Source organism: Sorangium sp. So ce302, from assembly GCF_051530145.1.
Taxonomy (GTDB): domain Bacteria; phylum Myxococcota_A; class Polyangia; order Polyangiales; family Polyangiaceae; genus Sorangium; species Sorangium cellulosum_B.
The window spans coordinates 10,369,101-10,390,242 of sequence record NZ_CP150326.1; the positions used below are offsets into that span (position 1 = coordinate 10,369,101).

Here is a 21,142-nt window from a genome sequence, read left to right on the forward strand (position 1 = left end):
GAAAGGTGCACGCCGGGTTCGGAGGGGGGCGGCCGGAGACCGATCTGGCGCAAGCCAGACACGGCGCCGGCCGCCCACCCACCTACGAATGGGACAGCCGGGCGCTGCTGAGTCTGATTCTGGTGGGGCTGCCCGACCTCAAGGACCGGCTTGAGCTGCGCAAGAACCGCTCCCTGTACTCGCGGATCGACCGGCGCCTGTCGATCGGACCGATGACGGCGGACGATACGAGCGAGTATGTCCGCCTGCGGCTCGGCCGTGCCGGCTGCGATCGCGATCTCTTTACCTCCGAGGCGCTGACCTCGCTGCACGAGGCCGCCGGCTCGAGCCTGCGCGAGATCGACCGCGTGGCCACCGCCGCGCTGCGCGAGTCGGCTCGGCGGAAAAAGAAGCTCGTCGAGCGGGACGTCATGGCCCGGGTGATCGGCGACGTCAGGAGTGACGCCGACTGAACGGCGTCTACGCTCACGCGTGGCAGGCGCCGGCAGCCATCGCGCCGTCGGCGCCTACGGGTCATCCGACGCGATGGCCATCGCGCGTTGAGCGCCCCCGTGCGCCGGAGATGGCCATCGCCCAGCGGCGCGGCCCGTGCCGGCGGGTGATGGCCATCGCCCTCCTCGACCTCGCCCGCGCAGGCTCGTGATGGCCATCAACCAGACGGCGCGCAACGCCATCAATCAGCCTGAGCGTCAACAACCCGTCACTGGCATCGCGCGCTCCGCCGCCGAAGTCAGCGTGACCGCACCACCTGGGCACGAATGCAGCGACTCGGGCAGCGCTGGATCCCCCCTGTACGCATTCTGCATCCCTGGCCAGAAGAGCGCTTCCGCGTCAGAACCCGAGACAAGAGCCCAGTGCGGTAGTGCCGCTCGCTGGGATCCGCGCGGGGGGCGGCCCGAGCCCACAAGGTGAAGGGCCGTCCCTACCGCAATCGACGGATCGCACCCCCTCGGGAGGCATGGCCCCAACCCGGGCCCGACTGTCAAGCCCCGGGCCTGGGGAGCTCGCCGTGACCGATCCGTCGCCTCGGGCGGCCGTGGTCGCCTCACTCACCAGCACCCTGAGCCGCGCCGTCGCCCTCGGGGATGAGGTGAGGGCTCGGGTCGTTCACGAGGCGATCAGTCGCCTGGTCGGGCTGCCGGTGGCACCGGAGCGGTGAGCAAGCTTAGACCGAACGTCGGGCCCGCCGCTCGCGTGGACTCGCTGCCGGAGCCTTGCCGCTCGCCAGCGCCCGCGGGCTCTTCTGAGATCGCCTGCGCGTAGTGGATGCGTGCCGAAGCGCCCCGGAGGCCTCCGGCAAAGTGCTGTCGGCAAGCCTCCATGAGAAAGACCGGCTCGTGCTCACAGCCAATCGACCGAAGCATAATCGTGTTCGACCGGGGCAATTGCACCACAGGTTGGGACTTGACGAATATCCTTGGTTGGACAATGCTCATGGCCGCGCTCGGGACACTTCAGGTGGAGAGGGAGAGGGAGAGGGAGAGGGAGAGGGAGAGGGAGAGGGAGGAGACCATGCGAAGTACGATGAGAGTGACACCTTCACTTTCTATTCCCGTGCTGGCGCTTGCTGCTGGATGCGTCGCTGAAGCGGACAGCGGCATCCTCGTCACGGATCAACACCAGATAGCGGAGGCCGCCTCGGCGGTCATCGGAGAAACGTTTCTCATCAGCTGCCTGGTCCACCTCGACCTCAATATCTCCTTCGACGGGTCCCCGGGCGGGGTCCATGGCACATTGCACCGGTTCGCCTGTGTATCTCCGACCCACCCGGACATCGCCTATGGTGACTCGGTGGTGCATGGCAGCGCCACCGGAACCCCGGACAATGTGGTCACCGATGAGGTGACCCATGTCATATGGAAGCGGGCCGATGGATCCACTGTGGCGAGAGCACCCTGCACCTGAGCCGCCACTTCGTCGGACCCGAAGCGGCCATGGCGGAGGCGGGGTATGGCACGGTCATCGACGGTCTGTGGAGCGGCGCTCAGGTTGTTATCATTGCAGGGCATGCGCCCCGGTCCTGCGCCGGGAGCACCTGCAACTATCAAAATCAACAGTCCGAGAACGACGTTGATTACGGCTGAACCTGGGGAGCCGCCCCTACCCGACGCAGCTGGACGCGATCCGTATCCCGCTCATCTGCCGCTAGGGTCCCGGCGGTCCCCTTGGGCGCTCCTGGTAATCGGAACGTCGGGACGACCGTGAGCCCCTGAAGGCCTGGGTGCTCGGCGCAGCGGAAGGGCCGTGGGGGCTAGGACAAGCGAACGGCTTCCGAAAAGTCAAGCCCTCACTGCTGCTCGCGTCTCATACAGCCATGCTGTAGCTGACAGAACATTCTTCTATGCGATTCGCGCTTTCCTAGAAAAACGATGCCATATCAATAACTTATCCATGCATCGAAGGGGCCGCCTTCACTCCACAGCCACAGCCTGCGGGAAAAGCACAATGCACAACCAAAATGCATTTACGACACTCGTCGATAGCCTATCTTCGTCGCCCACGGATCCATATATGATAACCGTGACATTCCAAAACGGACGACATGGCCTCCTCGACATAAGGAATACTCAATCAGCCGACTGGCACAAGCATCTCGAGTCCCGCAAGCAGCAAAACCATCCGGTATACGTCGAAATTGACCCAAGCACAACGATTGTCGTCGAGCTACTCCTGCCAATGCCGGTCGCCGTGTCATCTGTCGCACCTGGCATCGCAGGTGACGTCGAGGTACGATGGATCGAATCCCACACCCGGCATTATCTCCGGGGGGGCAATCCCCACTTTCAAGATCTTCTTGCCGCATTGCAGGAGTCTCGTGTCGCAGGGACGGGTGTATGGGTCACAGAAACTCCGTTCTCACACGAAATTATCGATGTCACATCAACCCCCGCGATAGCAAGGATAACTGCGCCGCCTCGTGGTATCGTATCACCTCTCCTACGCACCGTCGTCACACCACAACGGGCTCAAGATCTCTTCGATCTGGTCAGTGCTCGCACATGCGATCCGAGCTCTCCGTCTCCAGGTTGTATCCCCTTCCTGTTTGTAGATGATGGATGTTTTGCACGAGCGCATGAGATGGCGCGCCTGATACGAGCCGAAGGCATCGAGCCCGAAAAAATATGGATGTACTATACCCAGCCCATTAATGATATCCCACATCCAAATCATCCTTACTGTAAAGTTGGATATGCGTGGCATGTTGCCCCCGTCCTGACGGTCCAGACGTCACAGGGCCAAGATGAGTGGGTCATTGATCCGTCCTTGTTCTCAAGGCCGGTATCTGTGGCCGAGTGGACCCGCAGGCAGGCAAACCGCGGAACGGTTTACCACAGCGACGCAGACAAGTACATATATCTTCCGGCCGAACGCGTTGACATGACCGACAGCACCTACACTCAGACCAACGAAAAACTGGCCCATTGGGCCAAGGCGCTCAGCGAACAAGTCAAATGCGCGGGGCCGCCTCCGTATCCGTGCCGAACTGCCCAACAGTGCCTCGTCATCATCGATCGGACGTGCCACCTAATTCTCAATCGCAGCACATTCGGTAGGGGAGAAATCAATGCGCTGCTGAGGCAAGGAAGTCCGGCAACCGTTGAATCCGCGTTCTATGTGATCGTTGACGGATGCACACCGGACGAGTTGGGCATCACGAGTACCACATCAACTGTGACACCGACAGTGATACCAGTCCCGCACTTTCCTGAAATGAACGTGGGGTCTTCTGGCCCGCCGAAGCTAGAGGCTCCGTCATATCTGAAGCGCCGTCAGCGCATCACATGGACGTATTGGGTGAGGTTCACGGGGACGAACGCCTTTTTGAACGAGCCCACTGTAAAACTGGATGCGTCGATCAATCGCGTCTCGGCGAAGGCTGACGTGTATCTGCGCAACCGGTCCAATCCATATCTCATGGACGGCCCTATCCCCAACCTCAGCGCCGATCTCCGTGTCTTTCAAATCAAGGCGAATGATAGCAAGTTTGGCGTCGCAATGGGTGCGACATCGAATGATGCGCCAATCTTCATTCAACAGGTCATCGACAACCTCAATGGCGGGACAACTGCAGGACAGACCTTCGAGAGTGACCTTCCGACCGATTTGCAAGCATCAAAACTCGAACTGTCAGACAAGGTCTGGATCGCAGCGACGGATACTTTTGTCCCCGTCTTCAATTTCGCCGTGGCCAAGGTACGATATCGTGACCTCTCACTACCCGCGAATGATGCACGCGTTTTCTTCCGGCTCTTTCTCACATCCGCTCTGGAATACGACCAATCAACGACGTACCGGCGCGGAGGCCAGGCTGGCGTTGCGATTCCACTGTTGGGGGTTCAAGACGGGCAGCTCGTATCAATACCATTCTTTGCTTCGCCGCGCGTCGATTCGCAGGTCAACACCCTGCGCGAACAGGCCGATCCGAAGAATGTCCGAACGCTCACCGCCGATTCGACCGGAGCCGAGCGTATCGCATACTTCGGATGCTGGCTGGACATCAATCAATCCGCGCCACAGTTTCCTCGCCAGCCGCTTCCGGCTGACGGTCCATTTCCGGCGCATTACCGACTCTCCCTACAAGAGCTAGTGCGCTATCAGCAGGGACGCCTGATTGCCGAGATTGCGTTCGACCCCGCATCCATTCCAACCGGCGCAACGCCAGCGACATCGGAGCAACTCGCCCAGCGGGACTTGGTGATCCTTAAATCCGTGCCGCCACGTCCAGAGTTTGCCGCTCCAGGTACGCAGTTTTTTCCCACTCGGGGACGTGTCGGAGATATCGTCACTCTCTATGGCAGGTATTTCGACGCGCCAAACCTCAGGGTTTTATTTCGGGAGTTCGAAGCGCAGGTCGTCCCAGGGAGTGTCACGCGTACCAGTGCCCAAGTGTACGTCCCCGCCACGGACAGAACGTGGGGTGAATCGGGAATTACGGTTGTGACCGACGGCGGCGCCGTCACTTCGGTGGACGAATTCGAACATCTCACTTGAGCGGAACCATCCTCGCAGCTCAGCGAGTACCTCGGGGTCGCCGCGGCCGGCGAGGCGCCGGTGGACCTTAGTCGTCTGGTCGCTCGGGCGCCGCCGCTCGGCCTGAGCACGAACTTCTTTCCGCTACGTTCCATGGGCGAGGCACGGCACAGATGCGAGGCGCCGCTCTTGTGGCATCTCCTTGGGGCTCGCCGGCCCGCACCTGGTCCTGCCGGCCGAGCCCGTGGCCCGGCCGCCGCTGACGTTGTCGGCGTTCAGCATGCACCTCCACGCCGCGACGACCGCTGGTGGTCGCGACCGCCGGCAGCTCGAGCCTGCAAGCGTCGGGACGGAAACCTTGGGCTCGGTGACGCCGCGCGCGGACGCGCGAGACGGAGCCGAGCAGCGGGGGTCCGGGGGTTATTACCGCGCCCTCTCATTGATGCCGCAGCGCATCGCACCGAGCATGCTGCTTGATGGTGAGGGGGTCCGACCAAGAGGCTGGCCATCAAGGAGAGTGCTCGCTCCGCGTGCGCAACCCGGGAGGACGACTCCGGAGCGCCGCGGTGCACGCATTGCGTGCGGCCCCTCAGGATTCTCATCGCAGCCCTCTCTGAGCACGGTTGCGTCGGCTCACAGAAGCCCTTCCCACGCGGGTGCCCTCCTTCCGTCCACCGCTCGAAAATTACCACTCCTCGTCGTTCCCACGCCTGCCTCACGACGGGGTAGGTCGACCGCAGGAGCGGAGCAGCGGCGCGGTGCCGGCCACAAAATAGGCGACGAGGAGACCTGATCTTGGCGGACAGCCTCCTCGTCGTGCTCCGGTTCTTATGCCCAGGAATCGAAGCGGTCGCAGTGCTATCCAGAGCGCCATCGACATCAAGTGCTGGCAGCAGCAGCCGCCCACGGTCGTCGAAGCGCGGCCTGCGCGCTGCCCCGTCTGCGGCGCTGCGAGCTGTCCGCTGGGCGGCGCCATCCGGCTCCAAGGCCACGGCAGGCGCGAGCGGCAGGTCTGGGGCCCCGCCAGCCCGGACCATCCCCCCGAGGTGCTCTCGGTGACCGCCCGCCGCTACCGCTGCCTCGGTTGCCGCGCTGTGCTGCTCGTCGTTCCTCGCGGAGTGCTCGGCCTTCGCGTGTACAGCGCCGCCGCGATCGGCTTCGCCCTCGCGCTCTGGGGCCTGGCGCTCGCGACGGCGGCGGAGGTCCGTCGGCGCGTGAGCCCGGCGAAGATCTTCGGCGACAGCGCCGTCGCCGGCTGGGCCACGCTGCGCCGGTGGGCGCGCGACGTCGCACAGCGACGTCTGTTTTCGGATGCCCCCGATCCAGGCCCGTCCGCCTCGCTCCGAACGAGCACAGCCGCCGTCGCGACATCGCTCGCGGCAAGCGCGGACCCGGCGACCCGGGCGCTGCCGATCGAGCAGCGCGCCTTCTTCGGCGCCGCGCATGCGGCGTGAGGGCCTTTGCCCCCAACGAGCCCCGATCATACAGCCCACCTGAGAGGATCCCTGCCGAAAACGCCGCCGATCCCGGACAAGGACCGCGCGCCAGAAAGGCGCAGAAAGGACCTGTCCGAATGGCCCTCGGCCCCGCCGACCACGCCGAGACCGTCGCGATCTATCGCGCCTGTAGATGATCTCGACAACCCGCGGGAATTCGGTGAAGTTCACCGGTGAAATCCGCGTCCGATGCCGGTGAAGTTTCCCGGTGAAGAGGCCGCTCAGTGCTTCTTGGTGCGGCGCTGCTTGGTGCGGAGGGCGCTCAGCTCCTTGGCTTCCTTGAGCCGGTAGCTCTCGGCCTCGATCTCGATCACCTCGGCGCGGTGCACGAGCCGGTCGACGAGCGTGACGACGCAGGCAGCATGCGGGAAGACCTCGCCCCAGTCGGCGAAGGCCTTGTTCGTGCTGAGCAAGATCGGCTTCTGTGCGTCGTAGCGACGGGTGACGACCTCGAAGAGCAGGTCGGCGTAGCGGCTATTGTAGGAGAGATAGCCGACTTCATCGATGCAAAGAAGGGCGGGAACCGTGTAGCGGTGCAGCCGGCGCGCGAGCGCGGCCGAGGAATCCTGCGCGGCGAGGTCGGCGAGCATGTCACTCGCGGTCGAGAAGCGGACCGTGTGGCCGCGGACGACAGCCTGGTGGGCGACGTTCTTGAGGATCATGGTCTTGCCAACGCCGTTGGGGCCGACGAGCACGGCGTTGTGGCCAGTGGCGATGAAGCCGGGGGCGAAGAGGTCGTCGACGGCCTCGCGGTCGATTTTCTTGGGCCAGGACCAGTCAAAGTCGGTCATCGGCTTGAAGGCGGCGACGCGGGAGTTTTTGACGCGGCGTTCGAGGCTGCGCTTGTGGCGCTCGCGCTCCTCGATGGCGAGCACCTCGCCAAGCCAGGGCTTGTCAGCGAGCTGCTCCCAGCATGCGAGCAGGCCAAAGAGGCCGAGGCTCTTGAGGCGGGCCTTCGTTTCGGTGGGCGTGAGGCTTCAGCGCTCGCGAGAATTGACCCGCCTCTGCTCGCGAAAAATGGTCCACCCCCCGGCTGACGGTGGTCGTGTCGAGCGCGGCGCCGGCGCGTTTGCGGTGGAGGCGCTGGTGAGCGCGTGGATCGTGACGGGCGGCGGGGTGCGACGCTCGGGGGATGTGTCGAGCACGACCGTGCCGGGTCTGCCGTCGGTGGTTCCAGCCTGATCCTCGCGTTGGCGATCGGCAGCAGGTCTGCTCGTCGCCGTCGTGCCAGGCGGCGAGGCGGAAGAAGACGCAGGCGTCGTGGCGGGAGCGCAACCCGGACTACTTCGTAGCGCGGCGGCTGAAGCAGCGGACGGCGATGGCGCCGCCGCCGCCTGCGCCGCTGCGGGTGCCGCCGCCGCTCGACCGACTTCCCTGGGACATCGCGCAAGACCAGTTCGGGGTCCAAGGAGCGGATTTCCTTGGGGTATTCGGCAGAGTCCTGGTGGGCGCCACGCAAGACCAGAGGCCGGCGCAAGTCCTGGATACTTCATGAGAAACGGGCGGACATCCCGGGGGTCGCCGAAAAGACGCGAGCCGGGGTGTGCGAGCGTCGGCCGCGCGCCGCCGAGCCGCGGCGCTCCGGTGCCCGATGGATCTGGAGTTCCACCAGCTCGACCTTCGCTACGAAGAGCTTCGCGGCCGCAGCCCGGCGCGCGAGCGGCGCCTGCTCTCGTCGCTCGCGGAGGTCGGACAGCAAGCGCCGATCGTCGTGGTGAGCCCGGTCTCGTCGGGGCGGCACGTAGTGATCGACGGGTACAAGCGGGTGCGCCTGCTTCGTCGCCTCGGGCAGGACACGGTGCGGGCGACGGCGTGGGATCTGGGCGAGGCAGAGGCGCTGTTGCTTGTTATTGAGCACCGTCGTTGATGCCGATGGTGCGCCTGTCGATCCAGCTCTTTGATGGCAGGGTGCTCGACCCACCGGAGAACACCATCACCGAGGCGGATCAGGTGCGATGACGGGGGTGTCCGAGGGCAGCAAGCTGCCAGGGCGCTCCCCGGCCATGCATTGCGCCGAGTCCGATAGAATTCTCAGCGTAGCTCGTCCTGAGCACGATCACGCCGGTCGAATCCAGGAGCACAGGAAAAGAGGGACCGTGCATTCCGTTCGCCTCTCGAAAATTACCAGCACGACTCGTCGCCCGTCGGCGTAACGAACGGAGTAGGTCAGCGGCAGGAGCGGAGCATCGGCGCGGCGCCGGCCACAAAATAGGCGACGGGAGGAGCTCGTTTGGCCGCGTGCCCCCTCCCGTCGTGCTCCGAATCGCTTGAAAGAGCGGAGCCCTCAACAAATCGTCCATTTAGACCTTGATGTCAAAGGCTGGCTCGGTTCCCCGCCCACCGTAGAGCGCGCGCGGCCAGCCCGCTGCCCCCGTTGCGGCGCGGCGGGGTGCCCGCTGGGGGGCGGGTTGGGGCTGTGGGGTCACGGAACGCGGTCGCGGCAGGTGCGCGGGCCGCTGGCTGCCGGCGAGCGCGGCGGGCTCGTCACGATCGAGGCGCGCCGCTATCGATGCCGCCACTGCAGCGCCGCGATCACGGTCGTTCCGCGGGGCGTCGCGCCGCGACGGCACTTCGCCGCGACGGCGATCGGTCTGGCCCTGCTGCTCGTCGGCGTCGCCGGTGCAGCGCTCATCGAGGTGCGGCGGCGCGTCAGCCCTTGGTCCGCCAGCTTCGATGCTGACAGCTGGGTGACCGTGCGGCGCTGGCTACGCGCTATCGACCAGGAGCGCCTCTTTGCGGCGGTCCGCCCCAGTCCCCTCGCTGCAACGCTGCGTCAACGGGCCGAGCGGGCCGCGATGACGCTCGTCGCGATGGCGCCTTTTGCGGCCGAGGTCCCCGAGGCCGCCGTCATGGCGGGCGCCGTGCGGGCTGCGTGATGGCAAGCGGCCCGCTCGCCGAGCTCATGCCGGACCCCACCCGGTTGGATCCTCGGTCGGCGAAGCGCCTTGCGCTTGGATGGCTGTGCGGCCGGTGCGGTGTCACCGGCGCGGAAAGGACACGACGTGCAAGACCCCCTCCAGCCGAAGGACCACGCCGAAGCGGTGGCGCTCTATCGCAGCGAGATCATTGGCTCGCTCATGCACCGCGAGCTCGACCGCGGAGAGCTCGCCGAAGCGCTCGGTGACCTGAGCAAGCAGCGGTTTCGCCCACCGCGCGCCCATTCCCCGCGCACCTACTCCGTCCCCACGCTCGAGCGCTGGTATTACGCGTACAAGACCGAAGGTCTCGAGGGCTTACGCCCCAAGCCCCGCAAGGACAAGGGGAGGGCGCGCGAGCTCACCCCCGAGCAACGGCAGATGCTGCTCGAAATCCGAGAGGAGCACCCGAGCGCCTCGGTCTCGCTCGTCCTCGACACCCTGATCGCGGCGGGCCGCATCGACAAGGGCGCCATCTCCGCCACCACGGTGCGACGGCTGTATGCCGAACACCACCTCGATCGCGTCGCGCTGCGCGATCGCACGGGCGGCAAGGTGCGGCTGCGCTGGCAGGCCGAGCATCCCGGCGCCCTGTGGCACGGCGATGTGTGTCACGCGTCGCCGATCCTCGTTAACGGCAGCCCGGCGCCGGTGCGCATTCACGCGCTGCTCGACGACGCCTCGCGGTACGTCCTCGCGATCGAGGCGATGAACGCCGAGCGGGAGGTCGACATGCTGGCGCTCTTCATCCGGGCGCTGCGCAAGCACGGCGCTCCCGACGCCCTCTACCTGGACAACGGCTCGACCTACCGCGGGCACACCTTGCACCTTGCGTGCGAGCGACTCGGCACCACCCTGATCCACGCCCGCCCGTACGACGCCCCCGCGCGCGGCAAGATGGAGCGCTTCTGGAGGACGTTGCGCGAGAGGTGCCTGGACTTCACCGGAGCGCTCGGGTCGCTCCACGACCTCAACGTCCGGCTCTACGCATGGGTCGACGAGCACTACCACCGCACACCGCACGCGGCGCTCTTCGGCAAGTCCCCCGCGCAGGTCTACGAGGAGTATCCCCATGTCACCGACGACCTCGACGAGCGGAAGCTGCGCGACGCGCTCACGACCCAGGCCCGCCGGCGCGTGCGGCGTGACAGCACGCTCTCGATGGATGGGCAGGACTGGGAGACCGATCTCGGCTTCCTCGCCGGCCGCCTCGTCACGGTGTCGAGGTGCCTCGTCACGCCGAACGAGCCGCCCTGGATCGAACACGAGGGCAAACGCTTCGCCCTGCACCGGGTCGATCCGGTGAAGAACGCCCATCGGCCGCGACCGGCCTGCAACCTCGATGTCGCTCATGAGGCGCGCGTCCCCTTTGACCCGCCGAAGACCCTCCTGGACAAGGCTCTCGGACGAACGCCCCGCGATGACGAGGAGGGATGACCATGGACTTCTGCAGCTACTTCAGCTTCACCGCAGAGCCATTTTCCAAGGAGGTCGAAGACGGCGAGCTCTGGCTCCCCCCGTCCAAGCAGATGCTCCTCGAGATGCTCATCGAGGCGGTGCACGCCAGAAAGAGCGTGCTGCTCGCCGGTGACCCCGGCGTCGGCAAGACGTGTCTGCTCCGCGCGCTCCGTCATGCCCTTTCGCCGCAGACGTTTCGCTTGACCTACTGCGCCAACGTGACGCTTGGACGCCGGGACTTCTATCGCCAGCTCTGTCTGGCCCTCGGTCTCGCGCGCTGCAGCACCGCTGGAGACGTCTTCTACGCGGTCAGCACGCACGTCGAAGAGCTCGCGAAGGAGCGCGTATTTCCGGTCTTCGTCCTCGATGAGGCCCATCTACTTCATCAGGACACACTCGATCATCTTCACATACTCCTTAATGTGCGCCGTGAGGCGCTGCCAAGACCGGGGACCGCAAGGGGTCCCCCTCGCCCAGGTCGAGCTGGGTGAAGAAGGGCGCCGCGAACGTCCCCGGAGACTGGAACGGGGGCCTGCAACAGCCGAGCGGCGTAAACAGCCGGCGAAGGGAGCTTCGGCGACCGAGGCCGGTGACCACAGGTGCCAAGGTGAGAGCCGCATGGACCGTCGTCCAGGCAAATCGAAGTCGGTGTTAGGACCCTCTGTACGGAAGTATGCCCCGCCTCGTGCGGGTTTGCAGCCAGAGCCCGGTAGCCAGTTGAAAGCATCTGGGTATGCCCGGTATGGACATGCCGCCCCCCAGCCTCGAACGGGGGAGCGGTCCGCGCTGCCAGGGGCAAAGCCGACCACCTACAGCACCACGGGTCAGGGCAGTGAACACGGGAACCCCGAGCCGAGCGCTGGCGGAAACGCCAGCAAGCCACCAGGTCTGGCAAGGTCTCGTCCGGGGGGCGGAGCCTCCGTAGTAGTCGGAGCGCGGGAAAGCCGCGCACATGGCGAAGGGAGGCAGTCCATGGGTGAAACGCGCATGGCGCCGGAGAAAGCCGTGTATGCGGCGCCTCAGTCCGATCAGGACTGGCTCCGGAGCGTCCAGCGCGAGCTTCACCGGCGAAGTAGAGACGATCTGGACTACGTCTTTCGCAAGCTGTGGGGATTCATTGTGGATCCTCGCACCTTGAGATGCGCCTTCCATCGCGTCGCCCGTAATCGCGGGAGTCGCACGGCGGGCGTCGACGGCGTCACGGTGGTCAAGCTCGGACGAACGAGCGGTGGCAGCGATTCCTTCGTGCAGGCACTGCGCGAGGAGCTCAAAACTCACCGTTTCCGCCCGAGTCCTGTCCGACGGGTGCTAATCCCCAAGGCAGGTGCACCAGGGAAGTACCGAGCCCTGGGGATTCCCACCGTCAAGGATCGCGTCGTGCAAGCAGCGTTGAAGAGCATCCTCGAGCCGATCTTTGAGGCGGATTTCTTCCCCGTCTCGTATGGTTTCCGCCCCGGCCGCGGGGTCCACGGCGCTCTCGAGCATCTGCGGGTGCTGTTGCGACCGAGACCCGTACGTAAGGGCGGGATCGAGCATCGGCTTCCGTACCAATGGGCCATCGAGGGAGACATAAAGGGTTGCTTCGATCACATTGGGCACCACGCGCTCATGAACCGGGTCCGCCGGCGCATTGGCGACGCCAAGGTGACGAGACTGATCGCAGCATTCCTCAAGGCCGGCGTCCTTTCTGAGGATCAGTTCTCTCGAACGGAAGCTGGCACTCCCCAGGGTGGGATCCTATCGCCATTGCTGGCGAATATCGCGCTCAGCGCGATCGAGGAGCGGTATGAACGTCATGTGTGGCCACGCCGCACTCCGACGATTCAGACCGATCCGGCGGGGATCACTCGACGAGCAAACGAGAGACGCGCCACCGACCGGCGGCGCGGCCTCCCGATCCTCGTCCCCATCCGGTACGCGGATGACTTCATCATCCTCGTTGCCGCCCCGACCGGCCCGCAGCAGCATGCGGAAGCTGAGCGAGTCGCGAACGAGGAGAAGGCTGCACTGGCCAGCTTCCTGAAAGCCGAGCTTGGGCTGGAGCTTGCAGAGGCAAAAACGCTCGTGACCCCTGTCACGAAGCCGATGAGCTTCCTCGGGCACCATGTCCTAGTCCGACGCCACCCCGGACATGGCCGGCAGGTGAGCGCGGGCCTCGTGCCGAAGGAGCGCAGTCAGCGCCTCCGGGAGAAGATCAAGCAGCTCTTCAAGAAGAGATCAACGGGCTCTTCGCTGCGGGGTCAGCTCCAGAGGCTCAACCCCATCCTGCGGGGCTGGGCGAACTTCTACCGGCACGCGTGGGGAGCGAAGAAGGTTTTCAACTTCCTCGACCATTACGTGTGGTGGACGATCGCCCGGTGGCTTCGTAAGAAGCACCGCATCTCCCTGAAGCGCTTGATCCTGCGGTACGGACAGCGCAGACCGAGGGGGCGAGGCGTGCGATGGACGGATGGAGGGGTCAGCCCTTTCGAAACGTCCACCGTGCGCGTCGAGCAGTACAAGCTGGGGTGGATGCGCGAGCCATACTTCGCCACAAACATGGAGAGAAAGCCCGGTGCATAACGAAAGGTGCACGCCGGGTTTGGACGGGGGCGGCCGGAAACCGACCTGGCGCAAGCCGGGTACGGCGCCGGCCGCCCACCGAACTACGCCTGGGATAGCCGCGCATTGCTTTCGCTCGTGTTGCTTGGCTTGCCCGAGCTCGGCGAGCGGCTCCGCGTGCGCCGCAATCGCTCCCTGTATTCGCGCCTCCATTACCGATTGACCATCGACCCGCTCACGCCGGACGATACGGCCGACTATCTGCGTGTACGTCTCGGCCGAGTCGGCTGCACGAAAGAGCTCTTCACCTCGGACGCCATCGCCATGCTGCACGAGGCGGCCGCTAGCAGCCTGCGCGACACCGATCGACTCGCCACCGCCGCGCTCCGCGCCGCTGCGCGCAAGAAGCGCAAGCTCGTCGAGCGCGACGTCCTGAGCCGCATCCTGCAGCTGGACGCAGAGGAGGCCGGATGAACCCCGTCCCCCTGGCCGAGGGGGACGCGCTGCGCGGCGACGCCGCGGCCAGCGCGGCCGCCGCCCTCGTCGCGGCCCTCGCGCTCGCCCGCGACGCGCTCACCGCGCGCTACCCGGGCGACCCGGATCCGCTTTGCTCTCGCCTCTACGCCGTCGACGTCGTGCTCCACTACCTCGATCGGCTCGACGACGCTCTCGCTCTCTACCACGCCGTCCTCGACGGCGATGACCGCCTCCCCCTCCGCATCGACTGAGAGCGCTGGCGCTCTGCGACCGCCGCAGTCACCCGGCGCATCGTCTCGCCGCAATCGCGGCGAGCGGAGATCCAGCTCGATGATGGCCATCACAGAGCCGGATCTTCCGGCCATCAAACAGCCTGCTCGGTAACATGTTGCTCGAGCGGATGATGCGCGCGGGCGATGCGGACAACGCGCTGGAGCAGGGATGGTTTCTGCGCGAGCTGCGGGAGCGATTCGGCCTCAGCGGCGAGGAGCTGAGCAAGCGATTCGGCCGGACGCCGAGCTGGGTGAGCCGGCGCCTGTCGCTGGTCGCGGAGCTGCCGGAGTCGGTGCACGCGCACGTGCGCGCGGGCGCGATCGGCGCGCACGCGGCCATGAAATACCTGGTGCCCTTGGCGCGCGCCAACCGCGCTGACGGCGAGCGGCTCGCGGACGCGGTGGCGCCGCTCGGGCTGACGACGCGGCAGATGGCGATCGTGCACGCGGCGTGGCTCGGCGCGAATGCCGAGGGGCGCGCGCTGATCGTGAAAGACCCGGGGCTGGTCGTGCGGGCGCACGAGGAGGCACGGCGAGCGAAGGCGCGCCCGGCGACGCCGGCCGAGCAGATGCTCTCCGACCTCGGCGCGCTCGGCGGCATCGCGGCTCGGGTCCATCAGCGGACGCGGCGAGGGGAGGTGCGTGGATTGCTCGCGCCGGAGCGGGAGGAGATCCGACATGCCTTCTCGCAGGCGCGTCGGGAGGTGGAGCGGCTGATCAAGCGGCTCGGAAAGGAGCTCGACGATGCTCGACCAGAGCACGCGAATCGCGATCCTGCGACTGCATGAGGAGGGCCATGGCACGCGGCCGATCGCGCGAGCGCTGGGGATCTCGCGCGGCGCGGTCAAGGAGGTGCTCGCGGCGGGCACCGCGGATGTGCCCGAGATCGCGCGCGCCGAGAAGGCCGAGCCGTACCGCGAGCAGCTCCTGGAGCTTTTGCCGCGGTGCAAGAACAACCTCGTCCGCGTGCACGAGGAGCTCGTCGCTGCCGGCGCGAAGCTCTCGTATCCGGCGCTGACGGCGTACTGCCGGCGACACGGCATCGGCCATGAGCCGCCCGAGCCGGTCGGGCACTACCACTTCGGGCCGGGCGAGGAGTCGCAGCACGACACGTCGCCGCACGAGGCGGTCATCGGGGGCAAGAAGCGGCGCGCCCAGACGGCCTCGATGGTGCTGTGTCACTCGCGGATGCTCTTCTTCCAGCTCTATCCGCGCTTCACCCGCTTCGAGTGCAAGGTGTTCCTGACGGAGGCCGCGCTCTACTTCGAGGGAGCGTGCTCGCGGTGGATGATCGACAACACGCACGTGGTGGTGCTGTCCGGCACGGGGAGGGACATGGTGCCGGTGCCGGAGATGGCCGCCTTCGCAGCGCGCTTCGGCGCCGTCTTCGCGGCGCACGAGAAGGGCGACGCCAACCGGTCCGCCCGCGTGGAGCGGCCCTTCGATTACATCGACAACAACTTCCTCGCCGGTCGAGAGTTTTCGGACTGGGCGCATCTCAACCGCGAGGCGCGTGCCTGGTGCGACAAGGTCAACGCGAAGGTCAAGCGTAGTTTGCACGCGAGCCCGCGAGAGCTCTTTGCCGTCGAGCGGCCGCACCTCGCGCCTCTGCCGGTCCACGTGCCCGAGGTCTACCAGCTCCACCAGCGGATCGTCGACTGCGAGGGGTACGTCACCGTGCATCGGAATCGTTACTCGGCGCCGTGGCGGCTCATCGGGCGGCATCTGGAGGTGCGCGAGACGAAGGACCGGATCGAGCTGTACGACGGCCCGCGCCGCGTCGCCACGCACGACCGGATCCCCGAGCCCATCGACGCGCGGGTGACCGTGCCCGAGCACCGGCCACCGCGCAGCGAGAAGGTCTTCGCGCGCGACGCGCCGTCGGTCGAGGAGCGCGAGCTTTCGCGCGGCGGCGACGAGGTGATCGCGTATGTCGCGCTGCTCAAGCGGCGCGGCCGGTCGCTGCGCACGCTCCGCAGGCTGACGGCCATGGTGCGCGACTACCCGCGCGAGCCGCTGCTCGCCGCGGTGCGGATCGCGACGCACTACGGGCTCGACGACATGGATCGGCTCGAGAGTCTGGTGCTGCGCCACGTCGCCGGCGACTTCTTCCCGCTGCCGCCCGAGGTCACCCCAGAGCCGCTGGGCGAGGAAGGGAGAGAAGACGATGAAAACCATGACGAGCCCGACGGCGAAGACGCGCCCGAGGGCGACGACCCCCCCGGATCGGAGGACGACGATGACCGATGAGATCGCGCAACTGTTGCGGTCGCTGCGGCTCGGCAAGATCGCCGAGTTGTTCGACGAGGAGCTGGCGCGTGCGGACAAGGACGGCCTGTCGCACCAGGAGATGTGGGCGCGTCTGCTCCGCGCCCAGTGGCATCACCAGCAGGAGAGCGTGCTGACGTATCGGATCAAGCAGGCCTGCATGCCGGAGCCGTGGACGATCGAGTCCTTCCCCTGGAAGCGCCAGCCCGGCGTCACGCAGCGCCAGATCCGCGGCTTCGCCGAGCTCGACTTCGTGCCCAAGGCCGAGAACATCGTCTTCATCGGCCCCACCGGCGTCGGCAAGACGGGCCTGGCCACGGGGCTGTTGCTGAAGGCGCTGCAGAACGGTCACCGCGGTCTCTTCGTCCGCGCCCAGGATCTCTTCGACGAGATGTACGCGTCGTTGGCGGACCGATCGAGCCGCAAGCTGCTCAACAGGCTCGCGCGCGTCGATGTTTTGGTGATCGACGAGATGGGCTATCTGAACCTCCGGCCCGAACAGACCAACATCTTCTTCAAGCTGATGGAGGAGAGGTATCGACGTCGGCCGACGATCATCACGACCAATTTGGATTACTCCGAGTGGGCGAACTTCCTGGGCAACAAGTCGCTCGTCGAGGCGCTGCTCAGCCGCCTGCGTCACCAGTGCCACACCGTCCGCATCGACGGCCCGTCGCTGCGCGACCCCCAGAGTTGATGTTTCCACCACGTCCGGAGGTGTCCCATGCTCCGCTCCGATCCCATCTCGCTGCACGTCCCCGAGCCGCTCGCGCTCATCGACGCGACGCTCCTCTTCACGGTGCAGGTCCTCGTCGCGCGGCACCCGGAGCTGCTCCTGCCGCCCGAGGTGACCGTGCTCCATCCGCCGCCCGGTCTGCGCGCCGCCCGCCGTCTGCTCGATGGGCTCCGCGAGCTGCACCGCGCCATCGAAGCCTATCGCGAGCTGCTCGCCGGGGCAGACGGTGATCGTCGCCCCGCGCGTCCCATCGATCCGGACGAGATCCCGTTGTAGCGCCGTCCTCCGCGGCTTCCCACCTCGCGTCCGAGATCGAGCTCACCCTCGCCTGCGCGCTGCACGAGCTTCCGAACCGATCCCATCACCATCTCCGACGCCATTTGTCACGGTAGGACGGCGGCTGTGGGATCGGCTCGGCGGGCTCTTCGATCCGCTCGGCGACGAACGTGGATTCGTCGCCGTCTTTGATCTTGATCGTCCCCGTGAGCCGCCCGCCCTTTCCGAGCCGTGCGCGGCCGGTCCCGGACATCGGGTCGTACTCCCACGCGCCCTCCCACGTGAACGAGATCCCGCCCCGCGTGAACCTTGCGCTGACGTAGGCGAGGAGGCAGTGCATGCGGAGCCGATCGCCGTGTCCCGTGAACGAGATCATCGCCGGACCGAGGTCGTCCAGGTACTTGTTGACCCACGTGCCGGTCTCGGTGATTCGCCACCAGCCGGCGTACTCGGGCGGGATGAGGTCGGAGGGCATCGTGGGCGCGAGCGTAGCACCGTCGGATGCCTACGTCGGCGCGCTACGCCTCGCGTGCTCCAAGTCCGCGCTCGCAGTCCACGCAGCGATCGCTGAGCCGCGCCCGGACCATTTCTGACGAGCACGGGTGGGTCATTTTGGGTGAGCGCTGAAGTGCTCGGCCACGCTGCACGCAGCATCGTCCGCGTCGTGTCGAAGATCACGGAGCGTCCGCCCGAGGAGATCTGCCGCAAGGCGGGCATCCCGCTGCTCCTGGCTCCCAGCATCAAGGCCGGGCTCGACCTGGACTGGAGCGACCCGAAACAGAAGGCGGCGGCGATTCAGATCCTGGAGCGGCAGGTCTCGTCGCTGCAGCAGTGGGTCGACCGCCACCTGGACGACGTCGTCGAGCAGCCGCTTCGCATCTATCTGGATGCGGTCACCCAGGTTCGAGACCAAGACCTGGAAACAGTCGAGGATGGGACCGTACGCATCCGGCAAGGCGTTGCGCCTGACCGCCGTGTCTCCATCGAAGATGCTGAGATGCGCCACGGCCGCAAGAGCCGCTCGAAGCGGTTCGACGGCTACAAGGAGCACATCGCACGCGACCTTGACCTTCCCATCATTGTCGCCTGCGCGGTCACGCCCGCGAATCGGCCCGAAGAAGAGGGAGCCTCGCCGATCGCCAAGGACATTCAGCGTCAGCGGCTGCGCATCGTCGAACTCCACATCGATCGCGCCTACGTGAACAGTCCCGTCGTTGATGACGTGATCCGCGCGAAGGGCCGGGTGTTCTCGAAGCCTTGGGGGCAGCGGGCTCGCAGCCCCGACTTGTTCAGCAAGCGCGACTTCAAGATTGACCTGCGTACCAAGACGATTACGTGTCCGGCAGGGCAGGTCGAAGTGTTCGAACCGGGCGACACGGTCGAGTTCGATCCTGAGGAGTGCGGCGCGTGCCCTCTCCGATCCAAATGCACCCAAGCCGCGTCGGGACGAGGCCGAACCGTGTCCATCGCCGAGGACGAAGCGCTGCAGCGCAAGTTCCGGAAGCTGCAGCAGACCGGGCCAGGACGCGCCGTGCTCCGGCAGCGCACGGCTGTGGAGCATGCGCTCGCCCACATCGCGGCGCGGAAAGGACACAGCGCGCGCTACATCGGCGCCAGGAGAAACCTGTTCGACCTCCGGCGCGCAGCCGCCATCCAGAATCTCGAGGCCGCCCAGCGGCTCATCCAGGAGGCGGCATAACCTATCGGAACTAGACGATTTTCAACATGTTTGTCGTCCTAGCACCCGAAGCTGAAGTCATTGAGGCGTTGCGCGCTCGATAGGTGGCGTAATCGCGCCGGAGTTACCGTGTCGTGGCTCTCGGGCACGCGTTCGTCGAGCGCGCCGGCCCCCGGTGTGATGCAGGTCGAGCTGGGCGGCGATGAAGCCAACAGGCCACTTTTCGCTGTGGTAGAGGCGCAGGGGTCCGGCGTCCTTCTCTTTGGCAATCGTCACTGCCTCCACAGCCTGCGGGGTGCGGAGATCGTGGCTGCATCGAGCAATATGGCACCGTCGCGGTGGTCAAGCGAAACGTCCACCCGGCCGCTCCCGGGTCGCCGCCGTCAGGCTCGCTTGCAGACTCTGGTCATTACTCTACTTTGTAATATTTGCAGTTGCCGAGCTGACGCCAGAATTGGTTATGCGAGCCGCTCGAAGCCTGTGCACGAACAATATCCTCTCCGAGTTGTGCTCTGCAGGCCGCTTCGACCTCGGCGCAGCGTTGACCCACTTCGCTAGCTTTCCAGTCAACTGGCCAGAACGAATCGCCAACCCATTGGCCGTAATAATATGCGGTCTCTTTGTAGATGTTTGCACCATGGTTTTTCATGGCATCGGTCACATTCTTCGCTTCGAGCCAGTTCCAGCGCCCTGAAGTGGTCACACAGAACACGTAGTTCCATGGGGCAGCGTGGACATGTGAGCAGACAAGAAGCGGAGCAGCTGCAAAGATCGCTGTGGTGAGTTTCATAAACATGCTCCTTTCGCATAGTGACGGCGCAGGCAGCCATGCAGGCGGCCAATGGAATTGCATGGCAACTCCTGTGCCGTCCAGCAGCGCACCATGTGTGAGCGTTGTCGTCGGTTGGTGGTCAATGTTGGCGCTGTGTGCTGTGCGAGCACCTGAGCCAAAGAATCGTCCGCTACACATGAGCGCGAACATCAGAATCAAGGAACTTTGTGCGCCGGTGTGGTGGACGTGCGGGTCGATCGGGGTATCCGCTCCGCGGAATGTATTATGAATTATTCTTGCGGAGAGTAGCCGGGATACCGCTCGATTAGCGCCGCCCCATCGTCCTGCACGACACCGCAGGATCCGACGCGCCGCGCAAAGTCGCGGCGTATCGACTACGAGTACGTGAGTCGGAGAACGGCACAACATTTTGTGCATCGTGGAGCCGAAGACCGGGAACCATCTCACCCACGTGACGGAGAACCGGGCGCGGCCATCCTTCGCGCTCGCCGCCGAGCGCATCGCCTGTACCTACCCGCGGGCGGGTCGGATTCACCTGGTGCTGGACAACCTCAATACTCACACCCCTGCATCGCTCATCAATGCCTTCGGGGCCGAGCGGGGCCATACGCTCGCCTCGCGTTTCGAGTTTCACCACACGCCGAAGCACGCGAGTTGGCTGAATGCCGCGGAGATCGAAGCCAGCCTCGTGTCCAGGAGTGCCTTGGCCGCAACCGCATCCCAACGCTCGCGGAGCTTCTGGCTAGCATCGTGCAATGGAACGCAGCTGCGGACCGACCTCGCCGCAAGAACAGCTGGAAGGTCACCGTCCGCGACGCTGGGCGAATCTTGGGATCCGACTGGTTCAACAGAATCGTGTCATGGCAAACATTGCAGTTGTCCATTCAGGTTGATGATCCCCTGGAATAGCGCCAAGCGGGCGTGTCTAACCGCTCCACCTGCCGGGCAATCGCATTCTATCCATGGCCTGTTGCCATCAAAGTCCAGCTCGCAATGAGGACACTCCCAGCTAAAGTTCCCGTTATGCACCCAATATAGATCTCCATCGATGTGGGCTATGCACTCGTCTAGGGCAAGGGCCGTAAACTGGTAGTTTCCGGCAATTGTTTTGCAACTTGCAAGCAGTTCTCTGGCTGGATTAATCGCAATGTTTCGACATGACCAGTCAAAGTCGCCTTGTGCCTGCGCCGAGTATGCAAGAAAAAACACCCATAATCCCAGTGAGAGTGTCGCTGTATGCCTGAAGTGCTTGTTCATCTGA

21 protein-coding genes and 1 pseudogene are annotated in these 21,142 nt (G+C 65.4%); 18 read left to right on the top strand and 4 right to left on the bottom strand.

Annotated features, from left to right (window positions below):
- The first annotated feature begins 5 nt into the window (after window positions 1–5).
- From WME73_RS39255 to WME73_RS39275, 5 genes are all read left to right on the top strand, one after another.
- Window positions 6–452 carry a hypothetical protein gene (locus WME73_RS39255; protein WP_437912941.1) on the top strand — a complete coding sequence of 149 codons (447 nt, stop codon included), beginning with the start codon at window positions 6–8 and terminating at the stop codon, window positions 450–452.
- Window positions 453–1,009: 557 nt separating this feature from the next.
- Window positions 1,010–1,159, top strand: a complete 150-nt coding sequence (locus WME73_RS39260) for a hypothetical protein (RefSeq protein ID WP_437912942.1) — start codon at window positions 1,010–1,012, stop codon at window positions 1,157–1,159.
- A gap of 161 nt (window positions 1,160–1,320) precedes the next feature.
- Window positions 1,321–1,905, top strand: coding sequence for a hypothetical protein (locus tag WME73_RS39265; RefSeq protein WP_437912943.1), 585 nt, complete (start codon window positions 1,321–1,323; stop codon window positions 1,903–1,905).
- A 615-nt stretch (window positions 1,906–2,520) separates the two neighbouring features.
- Window positions 2,521–4,992, top strand: coding sequence for a protein-glutamine glutaminase family protein (locus WME73_RS39270; protein WP_437912944.1), 2,472 nt, complete (start codon window positions 2,521–2,523; stop codon window positions 4,990–4,992).
- Between the two features lie 809 nt (window positions 4,993–5,801).
- Window positions 5,802–6,425 carry a hypothetical protein gene (locus WME73_RS39275; RefSeq protein WP_437912945.1) on the top strand — a complete coding sequence of 208 codons (624 nt, stop codon included), beginning with the start codon at window positions 5,802–5,804 and terminating at the stop codon, window positions 6,423–6,425.
- Window positions 6,426–6,688: 263 nt separating this feature from the next.
- Here the strand turns inward: WME73_RS39275 and WME73_RS39280 are convergent, their stop codons facing one another.
- Entirely contained in the window at window positions 6,689–7,390 is a 702-nt protein-coding gene (locus WME73_RS39280) for an ATP-binding protein (protein ID WP_437917492.1), read from the bottom strand.
- A gap of 668 nt (window positions 7,391–8,058) precedes the next feature.
- Between WME73_RS39280 and WME73_RS39285 the strand changes: the two genes are divergently transcribed.
- The 11 genes from WME73_RS39285 (at window position 8,059) to WME73_RS39335 (ending at window position 17,410) form a co-directional block, all read left to right on the top strand.
- Window positions 8,059–8,334, top strand: a complete 276-nt coding sequence (locus WME73_RS39285) for a ParB N-terminal domain-containing protein (RefSeq protein ID WP_437912946.1) — start codon at window positions 8,059–8,061, stop codon at window positions 8,332–8,334.
- Window positions 8,335–8,911: 577 nt separating this feature from the next.
- Complete coding sequence (locus WME73_RS39290) at window positions 8,912–9,343, top strand: hypothetical protein (protein WP_437743791.1); 432 nt, start codon at window positions 8,912–8,914, stop codon at window positions 9,341–9,343.
- A 126-nt stretch (window positions 9,344–9,469) separates the two neighbouring features.
- The gene (locus tag WME73_RS39295; RefSeq protein WP_437743792.1) at window positions 9,470–10,819 is read left to right on the top strand and encodes a helix-turn-helix domain-containing protein; all 1,350 of its coding nucleotides are present in this window, start codon (window positions 9,470–9,472) and stop codon (window positions 10,817–10,819) included.
- A 2-nt stretch (window positions 10,820–10,821) separates the two neighbouring features.
- Complete coding sequence (locus tag WME73_RS39300; RefSeq protein WP_437912947.1) at window positions 10,822–11,331, top strand: AAA family ATPase; 510 nt, start codon at window positions 10,822–10,824, stop codon at window positions 11,329–11,331.
- A gap of 481 nt (window positions 11,332–11,812) precedes the next feature.
- Entirely contained in the window at window positions 11,813–13,402 is a 1,590-nt protein-coding gene (ltrA, locus tag WME73_RS39305) for a group II intron reverse transcriptase/maturase (protein ID WP_437912948.1), read from the top strand.
- A 6-nt stretch (window positions 13,403–13,408) separates the two neighbouring features.
- The gene (locus WME73_RS39310) at window positions 13,409–13,855 is read left to right on the top strand and encodes a hypothetical protein (RefSeq protein WP_437912949.1); all 447 of its coding nucleotides are present in this window, start codon (window positions 13,409–13,411) and stop codon (window positions 13,853–13,855) included.
- Complete coding sequence (locus WME73_RS39315; protein WP_437912950.1) at window positions 13,852–14,109, top strand: hypothetical protein; 258 nt, start codon at window positions 13,852–13,854, stop codon at window positions 14,107–14,109. The genes WME73_RS39310 and WME73_RS39315 overlap by 4 nt, the downstream gene beginning before the upstream one ends.
- Window positions 14,110–14,243: 134 nt before the next feature.
- Complete coding sequence (locus WME73_RS39320; RefSeq protein WP_437912951.1) at window positions 14,244–14,918, top strand: hypothetical protein; 675 nt, start codon at window positions 14,244–14,246, stop codon at window positions 14,916–14,918.
- A complete protein-coding gene (locus WME73_RS39325) occupies window positions 14,875–16,380 on the top strand; it encodes an IS21/IS408/IS1162 family transposase (RefSeq protein WP_437912952.1) in 1,506 nt (501 codons plus the stop codon). Before WME73_RS39320 ends, WME73_RS39325 begins: the two co-directional genes overlap by 44 nt.
- Window positions 16,370–17,095, top strand: a complete 726-nt coding sequence (istB, locus tag WME73_RS39330; protein ID WP_437912953.1) for an IS21-like element helper ATPase IstB — start codon at window positions 16,370–16,372, stop codon at window positions 17,093–17,095. Before WME73_RS39325 ends, istB begins: the two co-directional genes overlap by 11 nt.
- A gap of 27 nt (window positions 17,096–17,122) precedes the next feature.
- On the top strand, window positions 17,123–17,410 hold the full coding sequence (locus WME73_RS39335; protein ID WP_437912954.1) for a hypothetical protein: 288 nt from the start codon (window positions 17,123–17,125) through the stop codon (window positions 17,408–17,410).
- 85 nt (window positions 17,411–17,495) lie between these two features.
- On the opposite strand, the gene WME73_RS39340 is transcribed toward WME73_RS39335, so the two are convergent.
- A complete protein-coding gene (locus WME73_RS39340) occupies window positions 17,496–17,885 on the bottom strand; it encodes a hypothetical protein (RefSeq protein ID WP_437912955.1) in 390 nt (129 codons plus the stop codon).
- Window positions 17,886–18,026: 141 nt separating this feature from the next.
- Between WME73_RS39340 and WME73_RS39345 the strand changes: the two genes are divergently transcribed.
- A complete protein-coding gene (locus WME73_RS39345) occupies window positions 18,027–19,109 on the top strand; it encodes a transposase (RefSeq protein WP_437912956.1) in 1,083 nt (360 codons plus the stop codon).
- Between the two features lie 388 nt (window positions 19,110–19,497).
- Here the strand turns inward: WME73_RS39345 and WME73_RS39350 are convergent, their stop codons facing one another.
- Entirely contained in the window at window positions 19,498–19,878 is a 381-nt protein-coding gene (locus WME73_RS39350; protein ID WP_437912957.1) for a hypothetical protein, read from the bottom strand.
- Window positions 19,879–20,287: 409 nt separating this feature from the next.
- Here WME73_RS39350 and WME73_RS39355 point away from each other — a divergent pair.
- Window positions 20,288–20,584 (top strand): annotated as a pseudogene (locus tag WME73_RS39355) (transposase); the annotation flags it as partial.
- 155 nt (window positions 20,585–20,739) lie between these two features.
- On the opposite strand, the gene WME73_RS39360 reads toward WME73_RS39355, so the two are convergent.
- Window positions 20,740–21,138, bottom strand: a complete 399-nt coding sequence (locus WME73_RS39360; protein ID WP_437912958.1) for a CVNH domain-containing protein — start codon at window positions 21,136–21,138, stop codon at window positions 20,740–20,742.
- Between the last annotated feature and the right edge of the window lie 4 nt (window positions 21,139–21,142).

What these genes read in the sequence shown, in the direction of transcription:
- WME73_RS39265 (WP_437912943.1), top strand. Translation starts at nt 1,321, where the DNA reads ATGAGAAAGACCGGCTCGTGCTCACAGCCAATCGACCGAAGCATAATC.
- WME73_RS39275 (WP_437912945.1), top strand. Translation starts at nt 5,802, where the DNA reads ATGCCCAGGAATCGAAGCGGTCGCAGTGCTATCCAGAGCGCCATCGAC.
- WME73_RS39285 (WP_437912946.1), top strand. Translation starts at nt 8,059, where the DNA reads ATGGATCTGGAGTTCCACCAGCTCGACCTTCGCTACGAAGAGCTTCGC.
- WME73_RS39300 (WP_437912947.1), top strand. Translation starts at nt 10,822, where the DNA reads ATGGACTTCTGCAGCTACTTCAGCTTCACCGCAGAGCCATTTTCCAAG.
- ltrA (WP_437912948.1), top strand. Translation starts at nt 11,813, where the DNA reads ATGGGTGAAACGCGCATGGCGCCGGAGAAAGCCGTGTATGCGGCGCCT.
- WME73_RS39315 (WP_437912950.1), top strand. Translation starts at nt 13,852, where the DNA reads ATGAACCCCGTCCCCCTGGCCGAGGGGGACGCGCTGCGCGGCGACGCC.
- WME73_RS39320 (WP_437912951.1), top strand. Translation starts at nt 14,244, where the DNA reads ATGTTGCTCGAGCGGATGATGCGCGCGGGCGATGCGGACAACGCGCTG.
- WME73_RS39325 (WP_437912952.1), top strand. Translation starts at nt 14,875, where the DNA reads ATGCTCGACCAGAGCACGCGAATCGCGATCCTGCGACTGCATGAGGAG.
- istB (WP_437912953.1), top strand. Translation starts at nt 16,370, where the DNA reads ATGACCGATGAGATCGCGCAACTGTTGCGGTCGCTGCGGCTCGGCAAG.
- WME73_RS39335 (WP_437912954.1), top strand. Translation starts at nt 17,123, where the DNA reads ATGCTCCGCTCCGATCCCATCTCGCTGCACGTCCCCGAGCCGCTCGCG.
- WME73_RS39340 (WP_437912955.1), bottom strand. Translation starts at nt 17,885, where the DNA reads ATGCCCTCCGACCTCATCCCGCCCGAGTACGCCGGCTGGTGGCGAATC.
- WME73_RS39350 (WP_437912957.1), bottom strand. Translation starts at nt 19,878, where the DNA reads ATGAAACTCACCACAGCGATCTTTGCAGCTGCTCCGCTTCTTGTCTGC.
- WME73_RS39360 (WP_437912958.1), bottom strand. Translation starts at nt 21,138, where the DNA reads ATGAACAAGCACTTCAGGCATACAGCGACACTCTCACTGGGATTATGG.